The 21,266-nt window shown below is 73.1% G+C and carries 18 protein-coding genes; 5 read left to right on the top strand and 13 right to left on the bottom strand.

From position 1 onward, the window contains the following. Positions 1 to 30 precede the first annotated feature (30 nt). The 5 genes from pcaG to QMK28_RS27705 form a co-directional block, all read right to left on the bottom strand. Complete coding sequence (gene pcaG, locus QMK28_RS27725; RefSeq protein ID WP_443050843.1) at positions 31 to 657, bottom strand: protocatechuate 3,4-dioxygenase subunit alpha; 627 nt, start codon at positions 655 to 657, stop codon at positions 31 to 33. An 89-nt stretch (positions 658 to 746) separates the two neighbouring features. Continuing rightward, entirely contained in the window at positions 747 to 1,526 is a 780-nt protein-coding gene (gene pcaH, locus QMK28_RS27720; protein ID WP_326442345.1) for a protocatechuate 3,4-dioxygenase subunit beta, read from the bottom strand. Positions 1,527 to 1,663: 137 nt separating this feature from the next. Then, positions 1,664 to 2,869, bottom strand: a complete 1,206-nt coding sequence (locus QMK28_RS27715) for a thiolase family protein (protein ID WP_326442344.1) — start codon at positions 2,867 to 2,869, stop codon at positions 1,664 to 1,666. Continuing rightward, complete coding sequence (locus QMK28_RS27710; protein WP_326442355.1) at positions 2,869 to 3,606, bottom strand: CoA-transferase subunit beta; 738 nt, start codon at positions 3,604 to 3,606, stop codon at positions 2,869 to 2,871. Before QMK28_RS27710 ends, QMK28_RS27715 begins: the two co-directional genes overlap by 1 nt. 113 nt (positions 3,607 to 3,719) lie before the next feature. Next, complete coding sequence (locus QMK28_RS27705) at positions 3,720 to 4,541, bottom strand: CoA transferase subunit A (RefSeq protein WP_326442343.1); 822 nt, start codon at positions 4,539 to 4,541, stop codon at positions 3,720 to 3,722. 202 nt (positions 4,542 to 4,743) lie between these two features. Here QMK28_RS27705 and QMK28_RS27700 point away from each other — a divergent pair, with 202 nt between their 5' ends. Then, positions 4,744 to 6,438: an IclR family transcriptional regulator domain-containing protein gene (locus tag QMK28_RS27700; RefSeq protein WP_326442342.1), complete on the top strand. Its 1,695-nt coding sequence runs from the start codon at positions 4,744 to 4,746 to the stop codon at positions 6,436 to 6,438. A 227-nt stretch (positions 6,439 to 6,665) separates the two neighbouring features. Here the strand turns inward: QMK28_RS27700 and QMK28_RS27695 are convergent, their stop codons facing one another. Then, the gene (locus QMK28_RS27695) at positions 6,666 to 7,772 is read right to left on the bottom strand and encodes a DUF4349 domain-containing protein (protein ID WP_326442341.1); all 1,107 of its coding nucleotides are present in this window, start codon (positions 7,770 to 7,772) and stop codon (positions 6,666 to 6,668) included. A 150-nt stretch (positions 7,773 to 7,922) separates the two neighbouring features. On the opposite strand from QMK28_RS27695, the gene hemG reads away from it, so the two are divergent. Together hemG and hemQ are read left to right on the top strand one after the other, a co-directional pair. After that, complete coding sequence (gene hemG, locus QMK28_RS27690) at positions 7,923 to 9,455, top strand: protoporphyrinogen oxidase (protein WP_326442339.1); 1,533 nt, start codon at positions 7,923 to 7,925, stop codon at positions 9,453 to 9,455. A 5-nt stretch (positions 9,456 to 9,460) separates the two neighbouring features. After that, the gene (gene hemQ, locus QMK28_RS27685; protein WP_326442337.1) at positions 9,461 to 10,177 is read left to right on the top strand and encodes a hydrogen peroxide-dependent heme synthase; all 717 of its coding nucleotides are present in this window, start codon (positions 9,461 to 9,463) and stop codon (positions 10,175 to 10,177) included. A gap of 138 nt (positions 10,178 to 10,315) precedes the next feature. Here the strand turns inward: hemQ and QMK28_RS27680 are convergent, their stop codons facing one another. From QMK28_RS27680 to QMK28_RS27650, 7 genes are all read right to left on the bottom strand, one after another. Beyond that, positions 10,316 to 11,899 carry an alpha/beta hydrolase gene (locus QMK28_RS27680; RefSeq protein ID WP_326442336.1) on the bottom strand — a complete coding sequence of 528 codons (1,584 nt, stop codon included), beginning with the start codon at positions 11,897 to 11,899 and terminating at the stop codon, positions 10,316 to 10,318. A 144-nt stretch (positions 11,900 to 12,043) separates the two neighbouring features. Then, the gene (locus QMK28_RS27675; protein WP_326442335.1) at positions 12,044 to 12,964 is read right to left on the bottom strand and encodes a TIGR04222 domain-containing membrane protein; all 921 of its coding nucleotides are present in this window, start codon (positions 12,962 to 12,964) and stop codon (positions 12,044 to 12,046) included. Between the two features lie 64 nt (positions 12,965 to 13,028). Next, positions 13,029 to 14,258: a DUF1996 domain-containing protein gene (locus tag QMK28_RS27670; RefSeq protein WP_326442334.1), complete on the bottom strand. Its 1,230-nt coding sequence runs from the start codon at positions 14,256 to 14,258 to the stop codon at positions 13,029 to 13,031. A gap of 7 nt (positions 14,259 to 14,265) precedes the next feature. Further along, positions 14,266 to 15,084, bottom strand: a complete 819-nt coding sequence (locus QMK28_RS27665; protein ID WP_326442333.1) for a DUF4142 domain-containing protein — start codon at positions 15,082 to 15,084, stop codon at positions 14,266 to 14,268. A gap of 462 nt (positions 15,085 to 15,546) precedes the next feature. Then, a complete protein-coding gene (locus tag QMK28_RS27660; RefSeq protein ID WP_326442331.1) occupies positions 15,547 to 17,037 on the bottom strand; it encodes a DUF692 domain-containing protein in 1,491 nt (496 codons plus the stop codon). Positions 17,038 to 17,301: 264 nt separating this feature from the next. Then, entirely contained in the window at positions 17,302 to 18,171 is an 870-nt protein-coding gene (locus QMK28_RS27655; RefSeq protein WP_326442330.1) for an NAD(P)H-binding protein, read from the bottom strand. Positions 18,172 to 18,500: 329 nt separating this feature from the next. Continuing rightward, on the bottom strand, positions 18,501 to 19,220 hold the full coding sequence (locus QMK28_RS27650) for an aminoacyl-tRNA hydrolase (RefSeq protein ID WP_326442353.1): 720 nt from the start codon (positions 19,218 to 19,220) through the stop codon (positions 18,501 to 18,503). Between the two features lie 253 nt (positions 19,221 to 19,473). On the opposite strand from QMK28_RS27650, the gene QMK28_RS27645 reads away from it, so the two are divergent. Together QMK28_RS27645 and QMK28_RS27640 are read left to right on the top strand one after the other, a co-directional pair. Continuing rightward, positions 19,474 to 20,151, top strand: a complete 678-nt coding sequence (locus QMK28_RS27645) for an AIM24 family protein (RefSeq protein ID WP_326442329.1) — start codon at positions 19,474 to 19,476, stop codon at positions 20,149 to 20,151. An 84-nt stretch (positions 20,152 to 20,235) separates the two neighbouring features. Beyond that, a partial coding sequence (locus tag QMK28_RS27640; protein WP_326442328.1) for an ABC transporter ATP-binding protein occupies positions 20,236 to 21,266 on the top strand: 1,031 nt, incomplete at its 3' end.

Genomic DNA, 21,266 nt, shown 5'->3' with positions numbered 1-21,266 from the left:
CTCCGTGCGGGGGGACTCTCAGTGGATCTCTCAGCGGAACTCAAGGAAGACCGTCTCCTGGTCGCCTTGCAAGTGGATGTCGAACCGGTAGCGGCGCCGGCCGGCCCTCGCTCCGGCTGGGGCTTCGGCTGCTGCCCGGGCCTCGCCCCCTGCGCCGTCCCCCGCCCAGGCGTCCGCTTCCGACGTGGCGATGAGCGTCGCGCGCCGGGCGTCATCCAGCGAGGTGAGCAGCGGGTCGGCGGCGTGCGCGGCGGTGTGTTCGGGGAAGTACGCGCGGGTGTGAAGGTGGTGCAGCAGGCCGCGGGCGAAGACGCACACCGCGAGGTAGGGCGCGGCGCTCGGCGTCGCCGGGCCGGGCGGGAGGGTATGGAGGGTGAAGTGGCCGGCCTGGTCGGTCGCGATGCGGCCGAAGCCGGTGAAGTCCACGCCGTTGCGGCCGATGGCCTCGCCGGTCGTCCGGTCCCGGCGCATGCTGCCGGGGGCCCCGCTGAGCGAGCCCGCCGGGTCGGCCTGCCAGAACTCGACGATCGCGTCCGGCACGACCGCGCCCGCTCCGTCGTACACATGGCCGTGCACGGTGACGGTGTCCGGATGGCCGGTGGGGGCGACGTCGCCGCCACCCGTGAAGGGGAGCGCGTAGCCGTAGAACGGGCCGATGGTCTGGGAGGGCGTCGCGCCGAGCGGGGTGGTGCTCCCGGACGCGCCGCCGTCGGACGCGGCAGCTCCGGAAGCCGGGGCGGTCGTGGTCACTGGCGTCCCTCCTCGGCCCAGGTGGCGGCGGGTCCGTCGAGGACGATGTCCCAGGCGTAGCCGAGTGACCAGTCCGGCTGCGACAGCCCGGGGTCGTACGCGGCGACGAGGCGCTCGCGGGCCGCCGCGTCGGTGATCGAGTTCCAGATCGGGTCGTAGGCGCTGAGCGGATCGCCCGGGAAGTACATCTGGGTGACGAGGCGTTGGGTGAACGCGGTGCCGAAGACGGAGAAGTGGAGGTGCGCCGGCCGCCACGCGTTGCTGTGGTTGCCCCATGGGTACGCGCCCGGCTTAACCGTGGTGAAGGCGTACCCGCCCTCGTCGTCGGTCAGGCAACGGCCCGCCCCGGTGAAGTTCGGGTCGAGCGGGGCCCGGTGCTGGTCGCGCAGATGGGCGTACCGCCCGGCGGCGTTGGCCTGCCACAGCTCGATGAGCTGGCCGCGCACCGGGCGGCCGGCGCGGTCGAGGAGCCGTCCGGAGACGGTGACGCGCTCGCCGAGCGGCTCGCCCCGGTGTTGCAGGGTCAGGTCGGAGTCGAGCTCGGTGACGTCGCTCGGGCCGAAGACCGGCCCGGACGACTCGACGGCCTCCGGGTCGGACGCGACCGGGACCAGCGGTTGCCGGGGATGGCGCAGCTCGCTGCCACGGTAGGGCGCGAAGGCGCGCGAGGGGTGGTGCGGGGCGCTCGTGCCCGCCGCGCGCTCCTTGGCCGCGAGCTCGTGCAGATCGTCGACTTCGCGGCTTATCTGCCGCTGCGTCAGCTCAGGTGCTGTCATGGGATTCGCCTCACGCTGTCGTGCCGGACGGAACGGAACGGGACCGGGAGGGGGATGCGGAGGGAATGGACGGGAGGACACGCGCGGAGCGAGCCACCGCAGCGGCTCGCGGCCCCGGACCGCCCCGCACCGTTTCCTCACCGTTCGAGGACGAGCGCCTGCCCCTGCCCCACCCCGATGCAGAGCGCGGCGACCCCCGTTCCGGAGCCCGCCGCGGCGAGCTGGTGCGCGACGGACCCGGCGAGGCGGGCGCCGGACGCGCCGAGCGGGTGGCCGATCGCGATGGCGCCGCCGCGCGGGTTGACGATGTCCGGGTCCAGGCCGGGCCACTCGGCCAGGCAGCCCAACGCCTGCGCGGCGAAAGCCTCGTTGAGCTCGAAGGTCGTCAGACCGGCGAAGACGTCGCCGGTCCGGCCGGCTTTGCCCAGCGCCCGCCGCACGGCCTCGACCGGGCCGAGGCCGAAGTACTGCGGGTCGATGCCGGTGACGGCGGAGGAGCGGACCCGGGCGAGCGGCTCGCGCCCGGTGGCCTTGAGCCCCTCCTCGTCGCAGAGCAGCAGGGCCGAGGCCCCGTCGTTCAGGGGCGAGGAGTTCCCGGCGGTGACCGTGCCGCCCAGCTCGCGGAAGGCGGGCTTGAGCCTGCCGAGGGCCTCCATCGAGGTGGCGTCGCGGATGCTTTCGTCACGGGCCGGCTCCATGCCCCCGTACGGCACGACCTCCGCGTCGTACGCCCCGTCCTTCCAGGCCCGCACCGCCTTCTCGTGGCTGCCGATCGCGAAGGCGTCCTGCTGCTCGCGGGTGATGCCGTGAGTGTCGGCGATCAGCTCCGCGCCCTCGCCGAGCGAGTCGGTCCACTCAGGGGGCAGGGCGGGGTTGGTCATGCGCCAGCCGAGGGTGGTGGAGTACAGCTGCTGATGGCCGGCGGGGAAGGCGGCCTCGGGCTTCTGCATCACCCAGGGGGCGCGGCTCATCGACTCGACGCCGCCCGCGAGCATGACGCTCGCGTCGCCGACGGCGATGGCGCGGGCGGCGTGCACCACGGCTTCCAAGCCGGAGGCGCACAACCGGTTGACGGTCACGCCGGGCACGCTCACCGGCAGCCCCGCGAGCAGCACGGCCATCCGCGCCACATCGCGATTCTCCTCGCCGGCGCCGTTGGTGTTGCCGAAGACGACGTCGTCGATACGGGCCGGGTCGAGGCCCGGGGTGCGCGCCACGAGGGACGCGATCACATGGGCGGCGAGATCGTCGGGGCGTACCCCGGACAGCGCGCCGCGGTACTTGCCGATGGGCGTGCGGACGGCGTCGACGACGTAGACGTCACGGATGCGGGCGTTGGACATCAGGTCTGGACCCTTCCAGCGGCTTTGAGCGCGCGCAGGGCGGCGAGCTCGACTTCGGTGGGCGGAGCTGTGGTGCCGATGGCGTCCGAGGTCTTGAGCTCCCAGCCGGTGGCGGCGCGCACCCGCTCGACGGTGACACCCGGATGGAGTTCGGTGAGCACCAGCTCGGCGGTGTCAGGGTCGGGGCGGAGCACGCCCAGGTCGGTGATCACGGCGCTGGGGCCCGCGCCGCGCAGGCCGAGCCGGGCGCGGCTGTCCGGGCCCGAACCGTGGCCGAGGGTGGTGGTGAAGTCGACCCGGGGCACCAGATTGCGGGTGGTGTGCCGCAGGACCATCAGCACATGCCCGCAGTTGGCGGCGATCTCGGGCGCGCCGCCCGCGCCGGGGAGACGGCCCTCGGGACGGTCGGGGCCGCGGTCGATGACGGTGGTGTTGATGTTGGCGAACCGGTCGATCTGGGCGGCGCCGAGGAAGCCGACGTCGATCCGGCCCGCCTGCAGCCAGTAGTTGAAGATCTCCGGGACGGAGACCACCGCGTCCGCCGTCTCCGCCAGCTCGCCGTCGCCGATGGACAGCGGCAGGCGGGTCGGCTTGGAGCCGATGGTGCCGGACTCGTAGATGAGGACGAGACCGGGGTTGCCGGTGCGGCGGGCCAGGTTGGCGGCTGCGCTGGGCAGTCCGATGCCGACGAAGCAGGTGGTCGCCCCGGCCAGCGCCCGCGCGGCGTTGACGGTCATCAACTCGTCGGGGGTGCAGGGCGGCTGCGGCGGGGATTCGGGCTGTCGCGGGGTGGGCGGCTGTCGCGGGGCGCCGGCCCCGCGTCCCGTCACGTCGTCGTTCAGCTCGTCGTTCATCGCGCGCCCTCCGGCTGCTTGCGCACCTGCTCGTCCAGCCACCGCCGGAACGTCTCGCGGTCCCGCGCGATCGGATCCCAGTCCTGGTAGAACGCGTTGTCCCGGACCGAGTAGCCGCTCGCGTACGACGGGTGCGCGCCGTTCGGCACGACGGCCACCGCGTCCACCGTCCAGGACGGCAGCACCACGGAATCGGGCACCGGGGCCAGCTCGTCCACGATCTCCTCGACGGTGACCAGCACCCGGTCGGCCGCCAGCGCGGCTTCCTTCTGCACGCCGACCAGCCCCCACAGCTGCACGTTCCCGTGCCGGTCCGCGCGCTGCGCGTGAATGACCGTGACATCCGGGTTGACCGCCGCGACGGCGGCCAACTCCTCGCCGGTGAACGGGCAGACCACCGTGGAAACGGTGTCCGTACGCGAGGGGATGTCGCTGCCGCGATAGCCGCGCAGCACGGCGAACGGCAGCCGGGACGCGCCCGCGACATAGCGGTTCGCCATCCCCGCGTGGCTGTGCTCGTCCAGCTCCAGCGGGCGCGGCCAGCCGTTCTCGACCGCGTCCCGGAAGCGGTGCAGCGAGCCCACGCCGGGATTGCCGCCCCAGGAGAAGACGAGCTTGCGCACCAGGCCGGCGCCGATGAGCTGGTCGTAGATGACATCCAGCGTCATCCGGACGAGCGTGAGGTCGGTGATGCCCTGCCGGATGACCTCGTGCGCGGCGGCGAACGGGATGAGGTGGGTGAAGCCCTCCATGGCGACGGTGTCCCCGTCGTGCACGAGTGAGGCCACGGCGTCGCGGAGCGTGCGGATGTCGGCCATGGGTCCCTTCTGCGGCTCGGATTCTCTCGTCCGTGAACTTCACCTTGCGAGCTTTCGCTCGTGAAACTCTTGCCCCGAAACTCTTGTTCGCTCAGTGAACTTTCGTTCATAATTGGCTTCACTGAGTCTCGACCCGCCGCTGTCGGCTGTCAACGGGTCCATGCGGACGTTTTTCGAGGCCCGCCGACCCGAGGAGACGCGCATGCCGGACGAGTCGGTGGGCCCGCTGGAGCGGGGCGCGGCCGTGCTCCGGGCCATGGCGGCGGCGGACGCCGGGCCGCTGCGCCCCGGCGACCTGGTCCGTACGACCGGCCTCGCCCGGTCCACCGTCGACCGGGTCCTGGGCACCCTCGAACACCTCGGATACGTACGGGCCGACGGGCGCGACGTGAGCCTGGCCCCCGGCCTCATGGAACTGGGCAACGCCTACCTCTCGGCGAGCGGACTGCCGCAGGCGCTGGGGCCGTTCGCGGAACGGCTGGCCGACGCGTTCGACGAGTCCGTGTCGCTCGCCGTCCCGGACGCGGACGGCGTGCGGTTCATCGCCCAGGCCACCAGGCGGCGCACCATGTCGCTCGCCTTCCGCATCGGCGACCTGCTCCCCGCCGAGCGCTGCGCACCCGGCGCGATCTTCGCCACCGAGTGGCAGGACGCCGACTGGGCCGCCTGGCGCGCCCGGCGCGCCGACGACCCGTTCGACGCGGGCTTCCCCACCCTGCCGCAGCGTCGGGAAGCCTCATCCGAAGCGGATTTCGCCCGCGTGAGCGCCGCCGCCGCGCGGGATGGCTGGGCGAGCGACGACCAGCTGATCGAGCCGGGCCTGGTCGCGGTGGCCGTGCCCGTACGGGGCGCGGCGGGGCGGATCGCCTGCGTGCTGAGCGTCGTGAGCCACACGAGCCGGCATACGGCCGCTTCGCTCCGGGAGTTGGTCCTGGAGCGGCTGCGGGCCGAGACGGTGCCCATGGAGGCGGCGCTCGCGAAGGGGGCCGGCGCGGGGGCGGAGGCCGACGCGCGCTTCGCCGGGGCGGCTGTCAGCGGCTCGACTGCCGTCGGGGAGGACCCCGCGCGCACGGCCGAACGGGAGATGGGGCCGGGCTTCCTGCAGTCCCTGGCGCGGGGGCTCGCCGTCCTGCGGGCGCTGGGCGGTACGGGCGCTTCCGACCCCGGCGCGGGCGTTCTGCCCGGCGGGATGACCCTGACCGCCGTCGCCGAGGCCACCGGGCTCGCGCGGGCCACCGCCCGGCGCTCGCTCCTCACCTTGGACCGACTCGGCTACGCAGCGGCGGACGGGCGGCTCTTCCGCCCGCTCCCGCGCGTCCTCGAACTCGGCTACGCCCAGCTCACGGCCCTTTCGTTCACCGACATCGCCCAGCCGCACCTGCGCGAACTGGTGCGGCGGCGGGGCGAGTCGGTGTCGATGACGGTGCTCGACGGCGGCGACATCCGCTACATCGCGCGGGTGCCCACGGTCCGCATCATGAGCGTCAACATCACCCTCGGCACCCGCTTCCCCGCCTACGCGACCTCCATGGGCCGGGTGCTGCTGGCCGGGCTCGACGCCCCGGCGCGCGCGGTGCAGCTCGCCGGGATCGAGCCCCGGCCGCTGACCCGGCGCACCGTCACTTCGGTGCCCGACCTGCACCGCATCCTCGACCAGGTGGCGGCCGACGGCCACGCCCTCGTCGACGAGGAGTTGGAGGAGGGGCTGCGCTCGCTGGCCGTACCGGTGCGGGATGCCTCCGGCGTGGTGGCCGCGATCAATGTCGCGCTGCATGCGGGGCGGGGGGCGGTGGAGGAGACGCGTCGGGACCTTCTTCCGGCCCTGTACGAGACTGCGGCTCGCATTGAGGCTGATGTGCGGACGGCTTCGATGTATCGGGCTTTGCGGATCGGCTAGCGCGGCGGATCGGCTGGCGCGGCGGATCGGCTGGCGCCGGGCTTGGGATGGTTGACCGGCGCCGGCCGGTGGAGTGTCCTCAGCCCGGTGGACGGGTGTCCTCAAATTCCCCCAGACTTCGTCCGGGGGTGCCCCCAACGGGCTGAATTTTTAGCCCGTCCGGCGATTGAGGACACCACGGCCGAAGCCGCACGTAACCCTGTGCCGGTCACTGCCACCGCACCGGCTCATCCGTCCTTGTTGCCGGGCGCGGCCTCCTCGTCGCCGCTCTCCTCCGGGGCGTTGAGCGGGCCCGGCACCGTGACCGGCTCCGGGGGCGTGAGGCCGCCGGCGCGGGGCGCGCGTGGCGCGGAATGCGCCGGGTCGATGGGCGGTGACCACGGTGTGTGCGGCGCGCGCGCCGTGCGCGGGGCGCGCTCCGGCAGTCGGCTGCGGACCGCGCGCCACAGCAGGAGGAGCAGCGCGGCGGCCACCGCGAACGGCAGCACCGCGCCGAGCGCCACCGCGATCCAGCGCACGGTGGTGGTGAACGCGTCCCAGCCGCCGGAGAGAGCCTCGCCGAACGAGGTCTCGTCGTCGTCCTTGCCGTTCGGCTCGGCTTTGGCGTCCGGTTCGCGCAGGACGAGCGTGACGGTCGCCATGCCGGTGCGTTCCTTGAGCGACGACCGCTGGGCGAGCAGCGCCTCCAGGTCCGCTTCGCGGGTGCTGAGTTCGGACTCCAGGCTGACGACGTCGCTGAGCGCGCCCGCCTTGTCCATCAGCGCACGGACCCGGGCGACGCTGGCCTTCTGCGACTTGATCCGGCTCTCGACGTCCACCACCTGGTCCGTGACGTCCTTGGCGTTCACCCTGCGCTCGACGTGCTTGCCCAGCCCGCCCAGTTCGTCGAGGACGTCGTCGTACGAGTCGGGCGGCACCTTGAGCGTGACGCGTGAGCGCTCATGCCCGTCGGCGTCCTCGTCGGTGGTCTCGTCGCTGACGTAGCCGCCCGCGCTCCCGACCGCCGTCCGGGCCTTCGCGAGCGCGTCCGGCACGTCCTTGGCCGTGACGGTGAGCGTCGCGGTGCGGATGACCTGGCTCGGGGCGATCTTCACCGGGGTGCTGCCGGTCCTGCCGGGCTTGCCGTCGGTCTTCGCCCCGCCCTCCGGCCTGCCGCCGCCCTCCCGGACCGCGCCGCTCGCCCCGCTGGGCGCGACCTGCCGGTCCGCGGCGGACCCGGCACCCGCGCTCTTCTCGTCGTCTCCGCCGTCGGCGGAGCAGCCGGTGACGGCGAGCGCTGCCGTCAGCAGTGCGGCCGCGACGGCGATGATCGGTGGGTTGCTCTGTGCGCGCATACCCGGTCCCCCCGGAGCTGGATTGTCGATGACGCCGCCGAAACGACGACGTTGCCGATACGACGGGAGCGGAGTGCCGCGGGTTGCCGTTCTCCGGTCGCGATGCGGTCACGTTCGGGACTCATCAGGGACTCTGCGAGAGTGGGAGCCATGAGTGCAACGGACACGCGTACGGGCCGTACGGGCCATGTGGTTGTCATCGGCGGCGGGATCTCCGGACTGGCCGCCGCGCACCGGCTGCTCGGCGGCGGCGCGCGCGTGACCGTGCTGGAGGCCTCGCAGCGCCTCGGGGGCAAGCTGATCGCGGGGGAGATCGCGGGCTTCCCGGTCGAAGTGGGGGCCGAGTCGATGCTGGCGCGGCGGCCCGAGGCGGTGGTGCTGGCCCGCGCGGTCGGGCTCGGCGAGCGGCTCCAGCCGCCCGCGACCGCGTCGGCGATGCTCTGGACCCGGGGCAGCCTGCGCCCGATGCCCAAGGGACACCTGATGGGCGTGCCCGGCGACCTCGGCCCGCTCGCCGCCTCCGGGGTGATCTCGGACGAGGGCCTCGCCCGCATCGCGCGGGACGCGGACCTGCCGCGCACCGAGGTCGGCGAGGACGTCGCCGTCGGCGAGTACATCGCCGCGCGGCTCGGCCGCGAGGTCGTGGACCGGCTCGTCGAGCCGCTGCTCGGCGGGGTCTACGCGGGCAACGCTTACCGCATCTCGATGCGGGCCGCCGTCCCGCAGCTGTTCGAGGCCGCCCGCGCCGAGCGCTCGCTGCTCGACGGCGTGCGGGGCGTCCAGCGCCGGGCCGCCGAGGCCGTCGAGGCGCAGCGGGAGGCCGAGCTGAAGGCCGGACCGGAGCTGTCCGACGCCCGGCCGGACGCCGAGCGGTCGGCCCCGGGGCAGCCACGCCCCGTCTTCAACGGGATCGTCGGCGGTGTCGGCACGCTGCCGCTCGCCGTCGCGGACGCCTGCCGGGCGGCGGGCGCCGAGATCCGTACCGGCACGGCTGTACGGGCCCTCACGCGCACCGCCCGAGGCTGGCGGATCGTCACCGGCCGTGGTGCGGACGAGAACGCCATCGAGGCCGACGCGGTCGTCCTCGCCGTCCCCGCGCCGGTCGCCGCCCGGCTGCTCGCCGACGAGGCCCCGGCGGCGGCGAGCGAGCTGGCCGCCGTCGACTACGCCTCCATGGCCCTGGTCACGATGGCCTTCCGGCGCGGCGGGGTCGCGAACCTCCCGGTGAGCAGTGGATTCCTGGTGCCGCCGGTGGACGGGCGGACGATCAAGGCGTCCACTTTCGCGAGCCGCAAGTGGGGCTGGATCGGCGACGCCGACCCGGATCTGTTCGTCCTGCGTACCTCGATCGGGCGGTTTGGCGAGGAAGCCGATCTGAAGCGCGAGGACGCGGAGCTGGTAGGGATGTCATTGCGCGACCTCGGCGCCGCGGTCGGCCTTGCCGCGGTGCCGGTCGCGAGCCGCGTCACCCGCTGGGATGAGGGCCTGCCGCAGTACCCGGTGGGTCACCTCGGCCGGGTCGAGCGTGTCCGCGAGCGGGTCGCGGCGCTGCCCGGCCTGCGGGTGTGCGGCGCGGTGTACGAGGGCGTGGGCATCCCGGCCTGTATCGCGAGCGCCCGCCGGGCCGCCGATGAGCTGCTGGTGACCCTGCCATCCGGTGCGCCGGACGAGGCGGGACAATAGGCACCATGACTGATGCTCCTGAGAAGGCACCCAACGCCGGCAAGAAGGCCAAGGACCTCAACGAGGTCGTCCGCTACACCCTGTGGTCGGTCTTCCGGCTGCGCGACGTGCTGCCCGAGGACCGCTCCGGGTACGCCGACGAGGTCGAGGAGCTGTTCGCGCAGCTCGCCGCGAAGGACATCACGGTGCGCGGCACCTACGACGTGTCCGGGCTCCGCGCGGACGCCGACGTGATGGTCTGGTGGCACGCCGAGACCGCCGACCAGCTCCAGGACGCGTACAACCGCTTCCGCCGCACCAAGCTCGGCCGCGCGCTGGAGCCGGTGTGGTCGAACATGGCGCTGCACCGCCCTGCCGAGTTCAACAAGTCGCACATCCCGGCGTTCCTGGCGGACGAGACGCCGCGCGAGTGGATCAGCGTGTACCCCTTCGTGCGCTCGTACGACTGGTACCTGCTGGCCGACGAGGACCGCCGCCGGATGCTCGCGGAGCACGGCAAGATGGCCCGCGGCTTCCCGGACGTCCGCGCCAACACGGTCGCGTCGTTCTCGCTCGGCGACTACGAGTGGCTGCTCGCCTTCGAGTGCGACGAACTGCACCGGATCGTGGACCTGATGCGCCACCTGCGGGGGTCCGAGACGCGGATGTACGTGCGCGAGGAAGTGCCCTTCTACACCGGGCGGCGCAGGTCCGTCGCGGAGCTGGTCGGCGGCCTGGCCTGACAGCTCGGCCGGACCGCTCGGCCGGCGCGCCCGACGGGCCGCCGGAAGACCGCCCGACAGGCCGGTCGGCTCTGTGCCGACCGGCCTGTCGCGTTCACCGGACCGCCGCTGTTCGAGCGGCGTCTGCTGGGGCGGCGGCTACTTGAACGGGGGCGCCTTCGGCTCCGCGCGCGGCGCGCAGTCGACGTTGCGCGCCGGGGTCGCGCCGGTCAGCAGATACTTCTCGGTGTGCCGGTTCACGCAGCCGTTGGGGCCGAAGGCGATGCCGTGCGTGCCTGATCCCTTCTCGGTGACCAGGGCGGAGCCGGGCAGCCTGTTCTGCAGTTCCAGCGCCCCGGAGTACGGGGTGGCGGCGTCCCGCTCGGCGGCCAGCAGCAGCACCGGGGGCAGCTCTCCCGGCTCCGAGCTGATGTCGACCGGCAGTTGCTGCTTGGCCTGCCAGCTCGCGCAGGGCAGGTTCATCCAGGTGTTGTCCCAGGTCTCGAACGGCGCCTTGCGCGCCAGTTCGGTGTTGTCCCAGTCCCAGACGGCCCAATTACGCGGCCAGTAGGCGTCATTGCACTCGACGGCGGTGTAGACGGCGTTGCCGTTCTCGCTCGCCTTCGCGTTCTGGCGCTTGGGTGCGGCCTGGCTGATCAGCGGTTTCGGATCGCCGCTCAGGAACTTCGAGAGCGCCTCGGCCCGGCGCGGCCAGAAATAGTCGTTGTAGCCCACCGTGAGCAGCGCCGACTGGAGTTGGGCGGATCCGACCTTGCCGCCCGCCGGCTTCCGGTCGACGCGGTCGCGCACTTTCTCGTACGAGCGCTGCACCTGCCGCGCGGTGCCGCCGAGGTGGTAGACGTCGTCGTGCCGGGCCGCCCAGCGGCGCCAGTCGGCCCAGCGGACTTCAAAGGCGAGTGACTGGTCGAGGTTGTTCCGGTACCAGATCTTGCCGGGGTCCGGGTTGACGACGCTGTCGAAGACCATGCGGCGGACGTGGGCGGGGAAGAGCGTGGCGTAGACCGCGCCGAAGTAGGTGCCGTATGAAGCGCCCATGAAGTTGAGCCGCTTCTCGCCCAGCGCGGCGCGGATCGTGTCGAGATCGCGGGCGTTGTTGAGCGTCGTGTAGTGGCGCAGGCCCTCTCCCGCCTTGCGGGCGCAGCCGTCCGCGTAGGCGCGGGCCTCTTCGATCTTGCGGCGCTTGAACTCGGCGGAGGGGTTCTGCCGGCTCTGCGTCGGCGCCTTGGCGAACTGGGCCGGGTCCTGGCAGGACAGCGGCGCGGAGCGGCCGACCCCGCGCGGGGCGTAGCCGACGAAGTCGTACGCCTTGGCGGTCCTGGCCCACTCCGGCAGTCCGGCGTAGAGCGGGAAGTCCATCGCGGAGCCGCCGGGCCCGCCGGGGTTGTAGAGCAGGGCCCCCTGCCGCTTCTTCGCGGTCCCGGTGGCGCGGGCTCTGCTGATGGTGAGCGAGATCTTCTTGCCGCTGGGCTCCGCGTAGTCCAGCGGCACGGAGACGGTGCCGCACTGGACGGGGGCGGTCAGGCCCTCGGCGCTGGGGCAGCGGCCGAAGCGGATTCCGGTGGTCTCGGCGTGAGCGGCGGCGATGGCCGCACCGCGGGCCTCGGCGATGCCGCCGGGGGGGACGTGGGTGAGGCCGGCTGCGGTCGCGCCGCCGGCCGGTGCGGCGGCGAGGGCGGTCAGGACCAGGGAACCGAGGGTGCTGTACAGCGCTGCTGCTCTCACGAACCATCCCTTCGCGTGATACATGACAAAAGGGATAATCGGCGCAGGGGTTGGTGAAGTAAAGCACCTAGGCGTGGTGTCGGCGGTAATGCCCCGAACGTGTGATATCGGGCGCGAGGTTCACGCCGGGGGGACTCACGGGCGTCAGCTGTTGAGCGCGGCGCGCAGATCCGGATCGGCGACAACGGTGGGGCCGCGTACGGCGAGTGCGGTCAGCAACTCGGTGTCGGGCGGGCCGGGCGGGCCGGGCGGCCCGGACGCGTTGGATGCGGCGGACGGGTCGGGAGCGGCGGATCGGCCGGAGCGGTCCGGCGGGTCGGAGCGACCTGACGGGCCTGAGCGGTCCGGCGGGTGGTGTCCGGGCCGGTGTCCGGGCCTGTGCTGGTGGGGGACGGCCGCCTGGATCAGGAGCAGTTGCCCGGCGGGCGAGGCCCAGTGGGCGGACGGGTGGACCTCGACCCGGGCGATCGCCAGGCACCCGGTGATCAGCACCAGGGGCAGTGCGAACCACGCGATGACCGGACCCCGGCCGCCCTCCGGCGGCACCATCATGACGGCCGCCGCGCCGCACAGCAGCACCGTCCCACCGGCTGCCCGGACCTGACGTACGGCCGTCGAGACGCCCGCGCGAGCCGCGGCGGGCACCGCGAAACCGGCCGCGACCAGCCGGTCCGCGAGCGCCGCGACCGCGTCGGCGGTGGCCAGGGCGGCCCGGACCGCCGGAATCCGGCACTGCCCCTCCGGGCCGATCGCGGTGATGAGGGAGCGCTCCAACTCGTCCCGTCCCTCCGGGTTCACGACCGTCGCCCAGCCGGTGTGCGCGAGCAGCAGGCGGCGCTGCCTGGCCATCGAGACCAGCGTCAACTCCGCGACCCGGCGCGGCCCGCCGGCCAGGAAAGCCGTCTCGTAGAGCGTGAGCCGCCGCGGACCGGCGGCCGGATCCCGGTCGGGCTGGGACGTTCGGTCGCTCTGCGGACTCCGGTCGGCGGTGATCGCGGCACGGCAGAGACGACCGCAGGACAGGAGTGTCACGGTCCAGGCGACGAACAGGAAAAGCAGCCACATGGCGGTGTTTCTACTCGAAGCGTCTGGCGATGCGCCATGGTTCGCTCAGGATTCGGACGTGCGATCAGCCGCAGTCGCGACCGGAGTTGACGCAGCGCACCGTCTCCCGCATCAGATTCCGGCCCATGAAGTTCGCGAAGTCCGCGTGATCGGTGACCGGCTTGTGCAGCTGCTCGGGGAAGCTGTCGAGGGTGAACGACGGTCCGGTCGGCACGGCGTAGGTGAGCTTCATCCGGAGCTGTGGGACGGCCTTGAAGCCGTTCGCGCAGCGCCCGCTCGCGCGGTCGGGGAAGACGATGTGGCCGCGGTGGTCGGCGCTGTCGGTCTGCGCGCCGTCCCAGCAGCTCGGGAAGTCGAGCAGCCGCACGAGGCGGCTGCCGCTCGGGCACAGCGGATATTTGTCGGTCAGCACCCGGTCGGTGAAGCCGGTGCAGGTCCACTGGGCACGGGCCTTGGCGGGGCCGTTGGTGAACGCCTTCGCGTCGCCGGTGATGACGCGGAGCGCCTTGGGCATCGCGGTGACCTTGCCGGCCGGGCTGCCGCGAAAGGTGAGGCTGACGGAGCGCGGGGTCAGGACGCGGCCGTTGTTGCCGTCGGGGTCGGGAGCCTTGCGCGCTTCGGCGTCACGGACCCGCAGCACCGGCCAGAAGTATGCCGACCGATCGCCCTTGCCGCAGGTCGTGCCCGCGGCGCGCAGCGAGCTGTCCGTCGAGAAGGCGTCGGTGGAGCGGTTGCCCACGTAGTCGTGCAGGTGGTGGGCCCCGTTGGAGACGCCCGGCGTGACGATGAAGTTGTCCGGGTTGCGGTGGCCGTTCTCGTTCCGGCCGCACTCGCTGGTGAAGGTGCCGCGGGAAGCGTCGCGGCGGGGTGTGGGGCGCCGCACGCTGGGGCGTACGTCGCGGATGTCGACGTAGTCCTCGCGGGCGGGGGCGTTGTCGCGGTTGGACGGAGCGGTGCTCGGCGGCGGATTGTCAGTGGGGGGTGTCACGCTGGGTGACGAAGGTGTGGAGGAGGGGGGTTGGGACGGGGTGGTGGAGTTGTCGGGGTCGGAAGGGCCGGAGGAGACAGTGGGGGCGGGAGGGTTGCCGGGGGCTGTGGAATCTACGGGGGAGTCGGGGTCGGCCGGAGATCCGGGGGAGCGCGTGCCGGTGGCGGACGTGCCGGGGTTCGCCGATGCCGCGCCGGTGACGACGGCGAACGTGCCCGCCGAGCCGAGCAGCGCGAGCACCGCGATCAGTACGAGGTGCTTGGCGCTGAGCCGTCGGCGGTGGCGGGAGGAGTGGGGGTGGGGCATGGGGGGCTCATTTCTTCGTGGGGGCGGCGGCCTCGCCGTGCTTCTCGGCGAGCGTCGCGGCAGGCGGCAGCGGATAGGTGGGGGAGGGGCCACTGGTGGAGGGGGAGACAGGGGACGGGCCGGCTGGTTTCGGCACGGAAGTCGGCGCGTTGGGCGCGGACGGAGCGGAGGAAGGGGCAGCTGTGGAGGGCGTGTTCGGTGGTGCGGGAGGTGAGGCGGTGGCGGCGTCGGACGCGATGGCGTCGAAATCCACCAGCCCGGTCTTCTCCAGCACCACGATGTGGTCCAGCACCGTCGCGTTGGTGTCGGACGCCAGCTGGCGGACCAGCGTGTTACGGGTGTTGGCGCGCACCTGCGCGACGAGAGTGAACACCTTGCCGTGGGCGAGCCGCAGGATGTTCGCGAACTCCCTGTCGTACGCGACGCCCTGGGCGGCGCTCAGCCGGGACAGCCACTGCCGCTGCTGCTCATTGGGCTGGCTCGGCAGCTCGACGCCGAGCTGCCCGGCCACCTCGCGCACCCGGCGGTCCAGTTCGGTGTGTCCCGCGACGAGATGGTCGCCCGCCCGTCGTACGGCCTTGCTGGTGCCGCGCTCCTGGGCCTGCTGGCCGGCCGGGAGTTCCCACAGTCCGGCCAGCCGTACCCGGTTGATGAAGTCGCGGTCGAGCGCGGACAGCGGGCCGAACCGGGTGCTGACGTTCTGCGCGTCGAGCCCGCCGTTGCCCGCGCCCGCCGCGGTGCTGAACGACCAGATCGGGAAGATCAGCGCGGCGAACGTGGTCACGATCGCCGCGATGACTAAGCCGGTTCCGGTTACGGATCGCATGGTGCCTCCTGGTGCGGCACCGCACGCTAGTGCGCGATGTGATGATCCCGGCGGACCTTTGCGAACCCGGCCGCCGGGCCGCGCCCCGGATCACGGCCGCTGCCTGGAGTTCTTCCCGGAACAAGAAAGTCGCGCGCCGGATGTGCGCCGCGTCACGGCTGGGCGAAGGGCGAGTTGGGGGAGGGACGGGGCTGGTACGTTATTCGGTTTCCCGGGGCGCGGAGGTGCGCGGAGGTGCGCGGAGGCACGCGCAGAGTTACGTACAGAGGCATGTGAAAGCGGGCCTGCGGAGGTGCGGGGCGGGTCTGCGGGCGGCCGGCTCAGCGCTTCGTGGGTGCGCCGTCCTGGTGGTCGTCGCGGCCCGGCTCGTCGGCCGCCGGATCGGTCACCGGAGCGGTCGGACCGCTGACCGGACCGCTGACCGGACCGCTGGCCGGGCCGGTCACCGGAGCGGTGCGGTGATCAGCGCGACCGGCTCCCGCGCAGAGCGCGCCCGGCGGCCCGCAGGGTGCGGGTCACGGGGTGCGGCGAGGACGGCGGTACGGGGCCTTCCCGCTCCCGCCACCAAGCTGTCAACTCCTGGCGCGCCGCCGGTTCCTGTGGCTCGTTCGCGGTCAGCAGCTGCGCGGCGAAGTCGAGCGCGTCCTGCCGGTAGCCGCCGGCCATCGGACGCCGCCGCGCATAGCCGAGGAAGGCGCTCCGGTATCCCTCGCCGAGGATGTCCGGCAGCTCGGGCGCGACCTTGGCGACGACATCCGCACGCTTGGCGGTCAAAGCGAGGCTCTGCACGCGGAGCCGCCGTTGGTCGAAGCCCTCCGGAGCGGGAGTGTCCGCGACGAGCGCGGACAGCAGCGCGGCCTGGGCCAGCGCGAGGCGCTGCCGTACGGGCTCCGGGGGCTCCAGGGGCTGCGGGGGCTCCCCGGGCTGCGGGGAGCCGAGGGAATCGACGGGACTGGCGGCGTCGAAGGGGCAGGGGGCGTCGAGCGCGCCCTCGGCTGCGGATGATGCCTTCGCGTTCGTCGTTCCGGCCGGGTGGGCGGTGAGTACGGCCCGTATCGCGTCGAGTTCGCCCGCGAGTTCGGCGCCCTCGGGGAAGTTCTCGTCGCGCTCCAGCAGCACGCCGGGCGGCGTGACCCGCGCGCAGAGTTCGGCGAGCACGTCCAGCACGGGCTGGGTCACCGGGTGGGCGTGGCTGTCGTGCCAGACGCCGTCCTTTTCGATGCCGCCCGCGACATGGACGTAGGCGATGGCCTCGACCGGGAGTTCGTCCAGCGCGGTGGCGGGGTCCTCGCCCCGGTTGACGTGGTTCGTGTGCAGGTTGGCGACGTCGATGAGCAGCCGTACGCCGGTGCGCTCGACCAGCTCGGCGAGGAAGCGGCCCTCGCTCATCTCCTCGCCCGGCCAGGAGATGAGCGCCGCGATGTTCTCCAGCGCGAGCGGTACGGGCAGCGCGGCCTGGGCGATCCGTACGTTCGCGCACAGGACGTCCAGCGCGTCGCGGGTGCGCGGCACCGGCAGCAGATGCCCCGCTTCCAGGAGGGGCGAGGCGGTGCGCGGGCCGCCGGCGCGTACGTAGGCGATGTGCTCGGTCACCAGCGGGGCGTTCAGTGCTTCGGCCCGTTCGGCGAGTGCGGCGAGCCGTTCGGGGGCGGGCGGCTCCGCGCCGCCGAGCCCCAGTGAGACGCCGTGCGGGATGACGGTGACGCCGTCCGCCATCAAACGCAGCAGGGCGTCGGGGAGATGGCCGGGGCAGATGTTCTCCGCCACCACCTCGACCCAGTCCAGACCGGGCAGCCGGGCGATCTCCTCGGCGATCTCCGGCCGCCAGCCGATGCCCGACCCGAGCAGGACCGGGGAGCGGTCGGGCGAGCCGGCCGCCGCGCGTCCCGGTGCGCGGTCAGGCGGGCGGGGTGCTGGGCGGGGTGACAGACGGGGCGATCCGGGGTTGGCCATGCTCCCTCCCTCTCCTGCGTGACGTTCATGATGCGCGTGGCGTGCGTGACATGTGTGACCACGCGTTTCGCTGATAACCCGGTTCTGGCCCCGCCCCGTCGCTCCGAACCCTCCGACCCCCGTATTCAGAGGTTGATTTGAGCTTCGGAGGCGTCGCCGTGGCGGGCACAACGAGAAAGCCGGGCACAACGGCAAAAGGCGCCGTCGGCGGAGGAATCCGCCGACGGCGCGAGTAGCTCGCGGAGCTGAGATACGGGCCCCCGGTCAGCGGAAGTCGTCCGCGTGGTCGGCGGCCCAGGTGCGGAAGGAGCGGGCGGGGGCGCCGGTGAGGCGTTCGATCGTCGTGGTGACCGGCTCCTTCGTCTCGACCATCTTGGCGTGCGCGCCGAGGATGCCGTCCACGAAGTCGGCCGGGTAGCCGGCCGCGACCAGGTGCTCCCGCTCGGCCTGCGGCGTCCGCTCCTCGAAGCGCACCGGGGTGCCGAGCGCCTCGCCGATCGCGTGCACCTGCTCGGGCACGGTCACCGGCTCCGGACCGCTCAGCACGTACGTCTCGCCGGCGTGGCCGTCCTCGGTGAGGACGTGGACGGCGACCGCCGCCATGTCCGCCTCGTGGATCAACGGCCGCGCCAGCTCGGGGAAGGGGGCCCGAACGACGCCCTCCTGCCGGATCTGCTCGGCCCAGCCCAGCGTGTTGGACGCGAAACCGGTGGGGCGCAGGAAGGTCCATTCGAGGCCGGACCGTTCGATGGCCTGCTCGACCTCGCGGTGGAACATGGTGATCGCGTCCTCGCCCTCCGCCGCCGCGGCGGTTTCGGCGGCCTCGGCCTGCGCGCCCACCCCCTCCGAGGAGAGGTAGACGATCCGCCCGGTGTGCTGCGCGAACGCCTCCAGGACGGCCGGCGCGCCGTCGGCCGTGAGGAAGGGCCACACCAGGAAGACCGCGTCGACGCCGTCGAGGGCCGCGTGCAGCGTGCTCGGGTCGGAGAGGTCGCCGCGGGCGACCTCGACACCGTCCGGGAGAGCGGCCGTCGCGGGGTTCCGTACGAGGGCGCGCACCGCGGCTCCCTTGCCCCTCAACTGCGTCACGACCTGACGGCCGACGTGACCAGTGGCACCGGTTACCAGAATCATGGCGTACTCCCTGTGCGGTTCGTTGTGCGCTTCGTTCTCGGCGGGCGAGGTGCCCAGTGGCTACTCAACAAGCTGAAGCTTGGTTGAGGTCAAGCCGTGCGCGGGGTGACGGTCAGTGCGGCGGCCGGCCCGCGCCCATCAGCCGCGTCGTGTCATGCCACCGCCCGGGTCCTCGTTGAGGATCCGGGCGGGGAGAAGACGGGACTGGCTCGGCGGTGGCCTAGCGGTGCAAAGGCGCGCACGTCAGCTTTGCGTCAATTCGTGTCAGGTTTCCGCGAAGCGGCCGTACGGGCCGGATTCGGGGGCGGGAATCAGGACGGAGGCCGGTGTCAGTGGCCGGTGGCCGAGCCGAGCTTCGCCCGCAGCGCCGGGTGGTCCGCGACGACGGTGCAGGAGCCGGGGGCGATCTCGGTGAAGCCGGCGTCGCGCACCACCGGCAGTCCGCCGGCGGTGAGTTCGGCCCAGCGGGCCGGCTCCGCGGTGCGTACGGCCAGCGGGAAGCCCGTGTCCCGCCACTCGGCGCGCGCCGCGTCGTCCAGCTCCCACCAGACCAGCTGCGCGCCGTGCCCGGCCTGTGCCATCGCCTTGCCGGCGGACATGCCGAGGTCGGGGCCGAGCCAGAGCACCGGCCGGCTGAAGTCCGGCTCGGCGGGCGGCTCGGGGTCGTCCAGGTCGGTGCCGGAGACCTGGAGCTTGGCCAGGTCCTTGGGCCAGCCGTCCAGCGGCACCGGCGGGAAGACCCGCACCTGTGCGGACTTCCCGGTGACCGTGATGCCCGGCAGCCCCCCGGCCCGCCGCCACTCCGAGCCACGCGCCCGCCGGACGACCTTGCGGATCTGGCTGTCCTGCCAGTCGCGTACCGCCTGCGCCCACTCGCCGTCCTCCGCCGTCACCCGCTCGTCCGACAGCAGGGTGAGGACGGCGCGCGCCGCCGTCTCCAGCGCGTCCGTCCTGGCCGGGGCTGCGTCCCGCTCGATGCGGACCACCAGCGGGAGGACGAACTGGGGGGCGGGCTCGGGACCGGCCTCCGGGGTGGCTTCCGGACCGATCTCCGGTGTGGCCTTGGGATCGGTCTCCGGGCCGGTCTCCGGGCCGGCGGTGGCGGAGGTGTGTGCGGTGCCGCTCGGGGTCGTGCTCGCGGCGGGGGCCGGATCGGTGTCAGGACGGGGGCTCGCGGCGGGCCCCTGATCGGTGCTCGGGCTGCTGCTGGGATTGCTGTCGGCGCTGGTCACCCGGCCATTTTGGCAGCTTTTGCCGCCGGCCCCTTGGCGGATGAATGGATTCCGGGCGATCATGCCCCATATGCATAGTGATCTCTTCGCCTCCGAGAACATGGCCCAGGCCGCCACCGCGCCGGGCATGACCCAGCAGAACGCCAAGTCGCTCAAGTACGCGGTCAACGGTGAGTGCTACGCCCGCCAGGGCTCCATGATCGCCTTTCGCGGCAATCTCCAGTTCGAGAAGCAGGGCCAGGGCGTCGGCAAGTTCCTCAAGCGCGCCGTGACCGGCGAAGGTCTGGCGCTGATGGCCGTGCGCGGCCAGGGCGAGGTGTGGTTCGCCCACGAGGCCGCCAACTGTTTCATGGTCGACTTCGCCGCCGGTGACACCCTCACCCTCAACGGCCGCAATATCCTCTGCTTCGACTCGACCCTCAGCTATGAGATCGGCATGGTGAAGGGCGCCGGAATGGTCGGCGGCGGCCTCTTCAACTCCGTCTTCAGCGGCACCGGCAAGCTCGGTGTGATGTGCGAGGGCACCCCCATCGTCATCCCCGTCAGCCCGCAGTCCCCGGTCTTCGTCGACACCGACGCCGTCGTCGGCTGGAGCACCCAGCTCCAGACCTCGCTGCACCGCTCGCAGAGCATGGGCTCGATGCTGCGCGGCGGCTCCGGCGAGGCGGTCCAACTCCGGCTGGACGGCGAGGGCTTCGTGATCATCAGGCCGAGCGAGGCGAAGCCGGTGAAGCCTGCCACCGGCTGACCGGCTCCGGCCGGCCGACAGCCGGCCGACTCCAATTCACCGGTTCTGGTCACCTCTTCCAGTGATCGGATACCGTCCAGCGGCATGAAGCTACGTGGTGTGGGGCGCCGGTACGGTCTGCGCGGGCCGTGGGTGCTACGGGGCGTGGACCTCGAACTGCCCAGGCAGCCCGCGCTGTTGCGCGTCGAGGGCGCCAACGGCAGCGGAAAGTCCACTCTGCTGCGGCTGCTCGCCGGCATCGACACGCCCAGCGCCGGCCGCATCACCGGCCGCCCCCGCGCCGCGTACGTCCCCGAGCGCTTCCCCGCCGTGCTGCCCTTCGACACCCTCGACTACCTCACCCACCTCGGCCGTGTGCACGGCCTGCGCGGGCCGGAGGCGGCGCGGCGCGGCCGGCAGTGGCTGGTCCGCTTCGACGCCGAGCAGCACGCCCGCACCCCGCTCGCCGAACTCTCCAAGGGCACCAGCCAGAAGGTCGCCGTGGCACAGGCGCTGCTCGCGGACCCCGAACTGCTGCTCCTGGACGAGGCGTGGACGGGCCTGGACGAGACCGCGCGCGGCGTCCTGGACCGAGCGGTCACCGAACGGGTCGCCGACGGCGGCACGGTCGTCTTCGTCGACCACGACCCACGGCGGCTGGCCGGGGCGGCCGACGGACGGTACGGGGTGGCCGGCGGCCGGCTCGTTCCCGTGGCGCCGGGCCTCGGCGAGGACGGGGGAGACCCGGCGCGCGCCGACGGACCGCAGGTGCTGGTCGAGGCCGCCCGAGGCCCGATCGGCGGCGGTGGCGACTCCGGCGGCGCGACCGTCTCCGCTGCGCAGCTCGCCGACCTGTCGCGGGCGCTCCCCGGCGCGCCGCGCTGCGAGCCGGGCCCGCTGGGGACCGTACGGCTCACCGTCCCCGCCGCCGGGTCGGACGCGGTGCTGCGGGCGCTGCTCGCGGCTCATCCGCCGTGGCACATCCGCGCCGTACACGCGCTGGCGACTCCGGCGGAGGGCGACGGGCGGGGCACGGACGCGGTCGCCGTAGCCACCGGCACCGCTGCCGTAGCCACCAGCCCTGCTGCCACGGACACGGGCAGCGGTACCGCTGCCACAGCCACCGGTACCGCTGC

The sequence above is a fragment of the Streptomyces sp. H27-D2 genome, from assembly GCF_035828615.1.
Taxonomy (GTDB): domain Bacteria; phylum Actinomycetota; class Actinomycetes; order Streptomycetales; family Streptomycetaceae; genus Streptomyces.
Note: the sequence above shows the minus strand (reverse complement) of the source record. Positions and strands in the feature narration are given on the sequence as shown.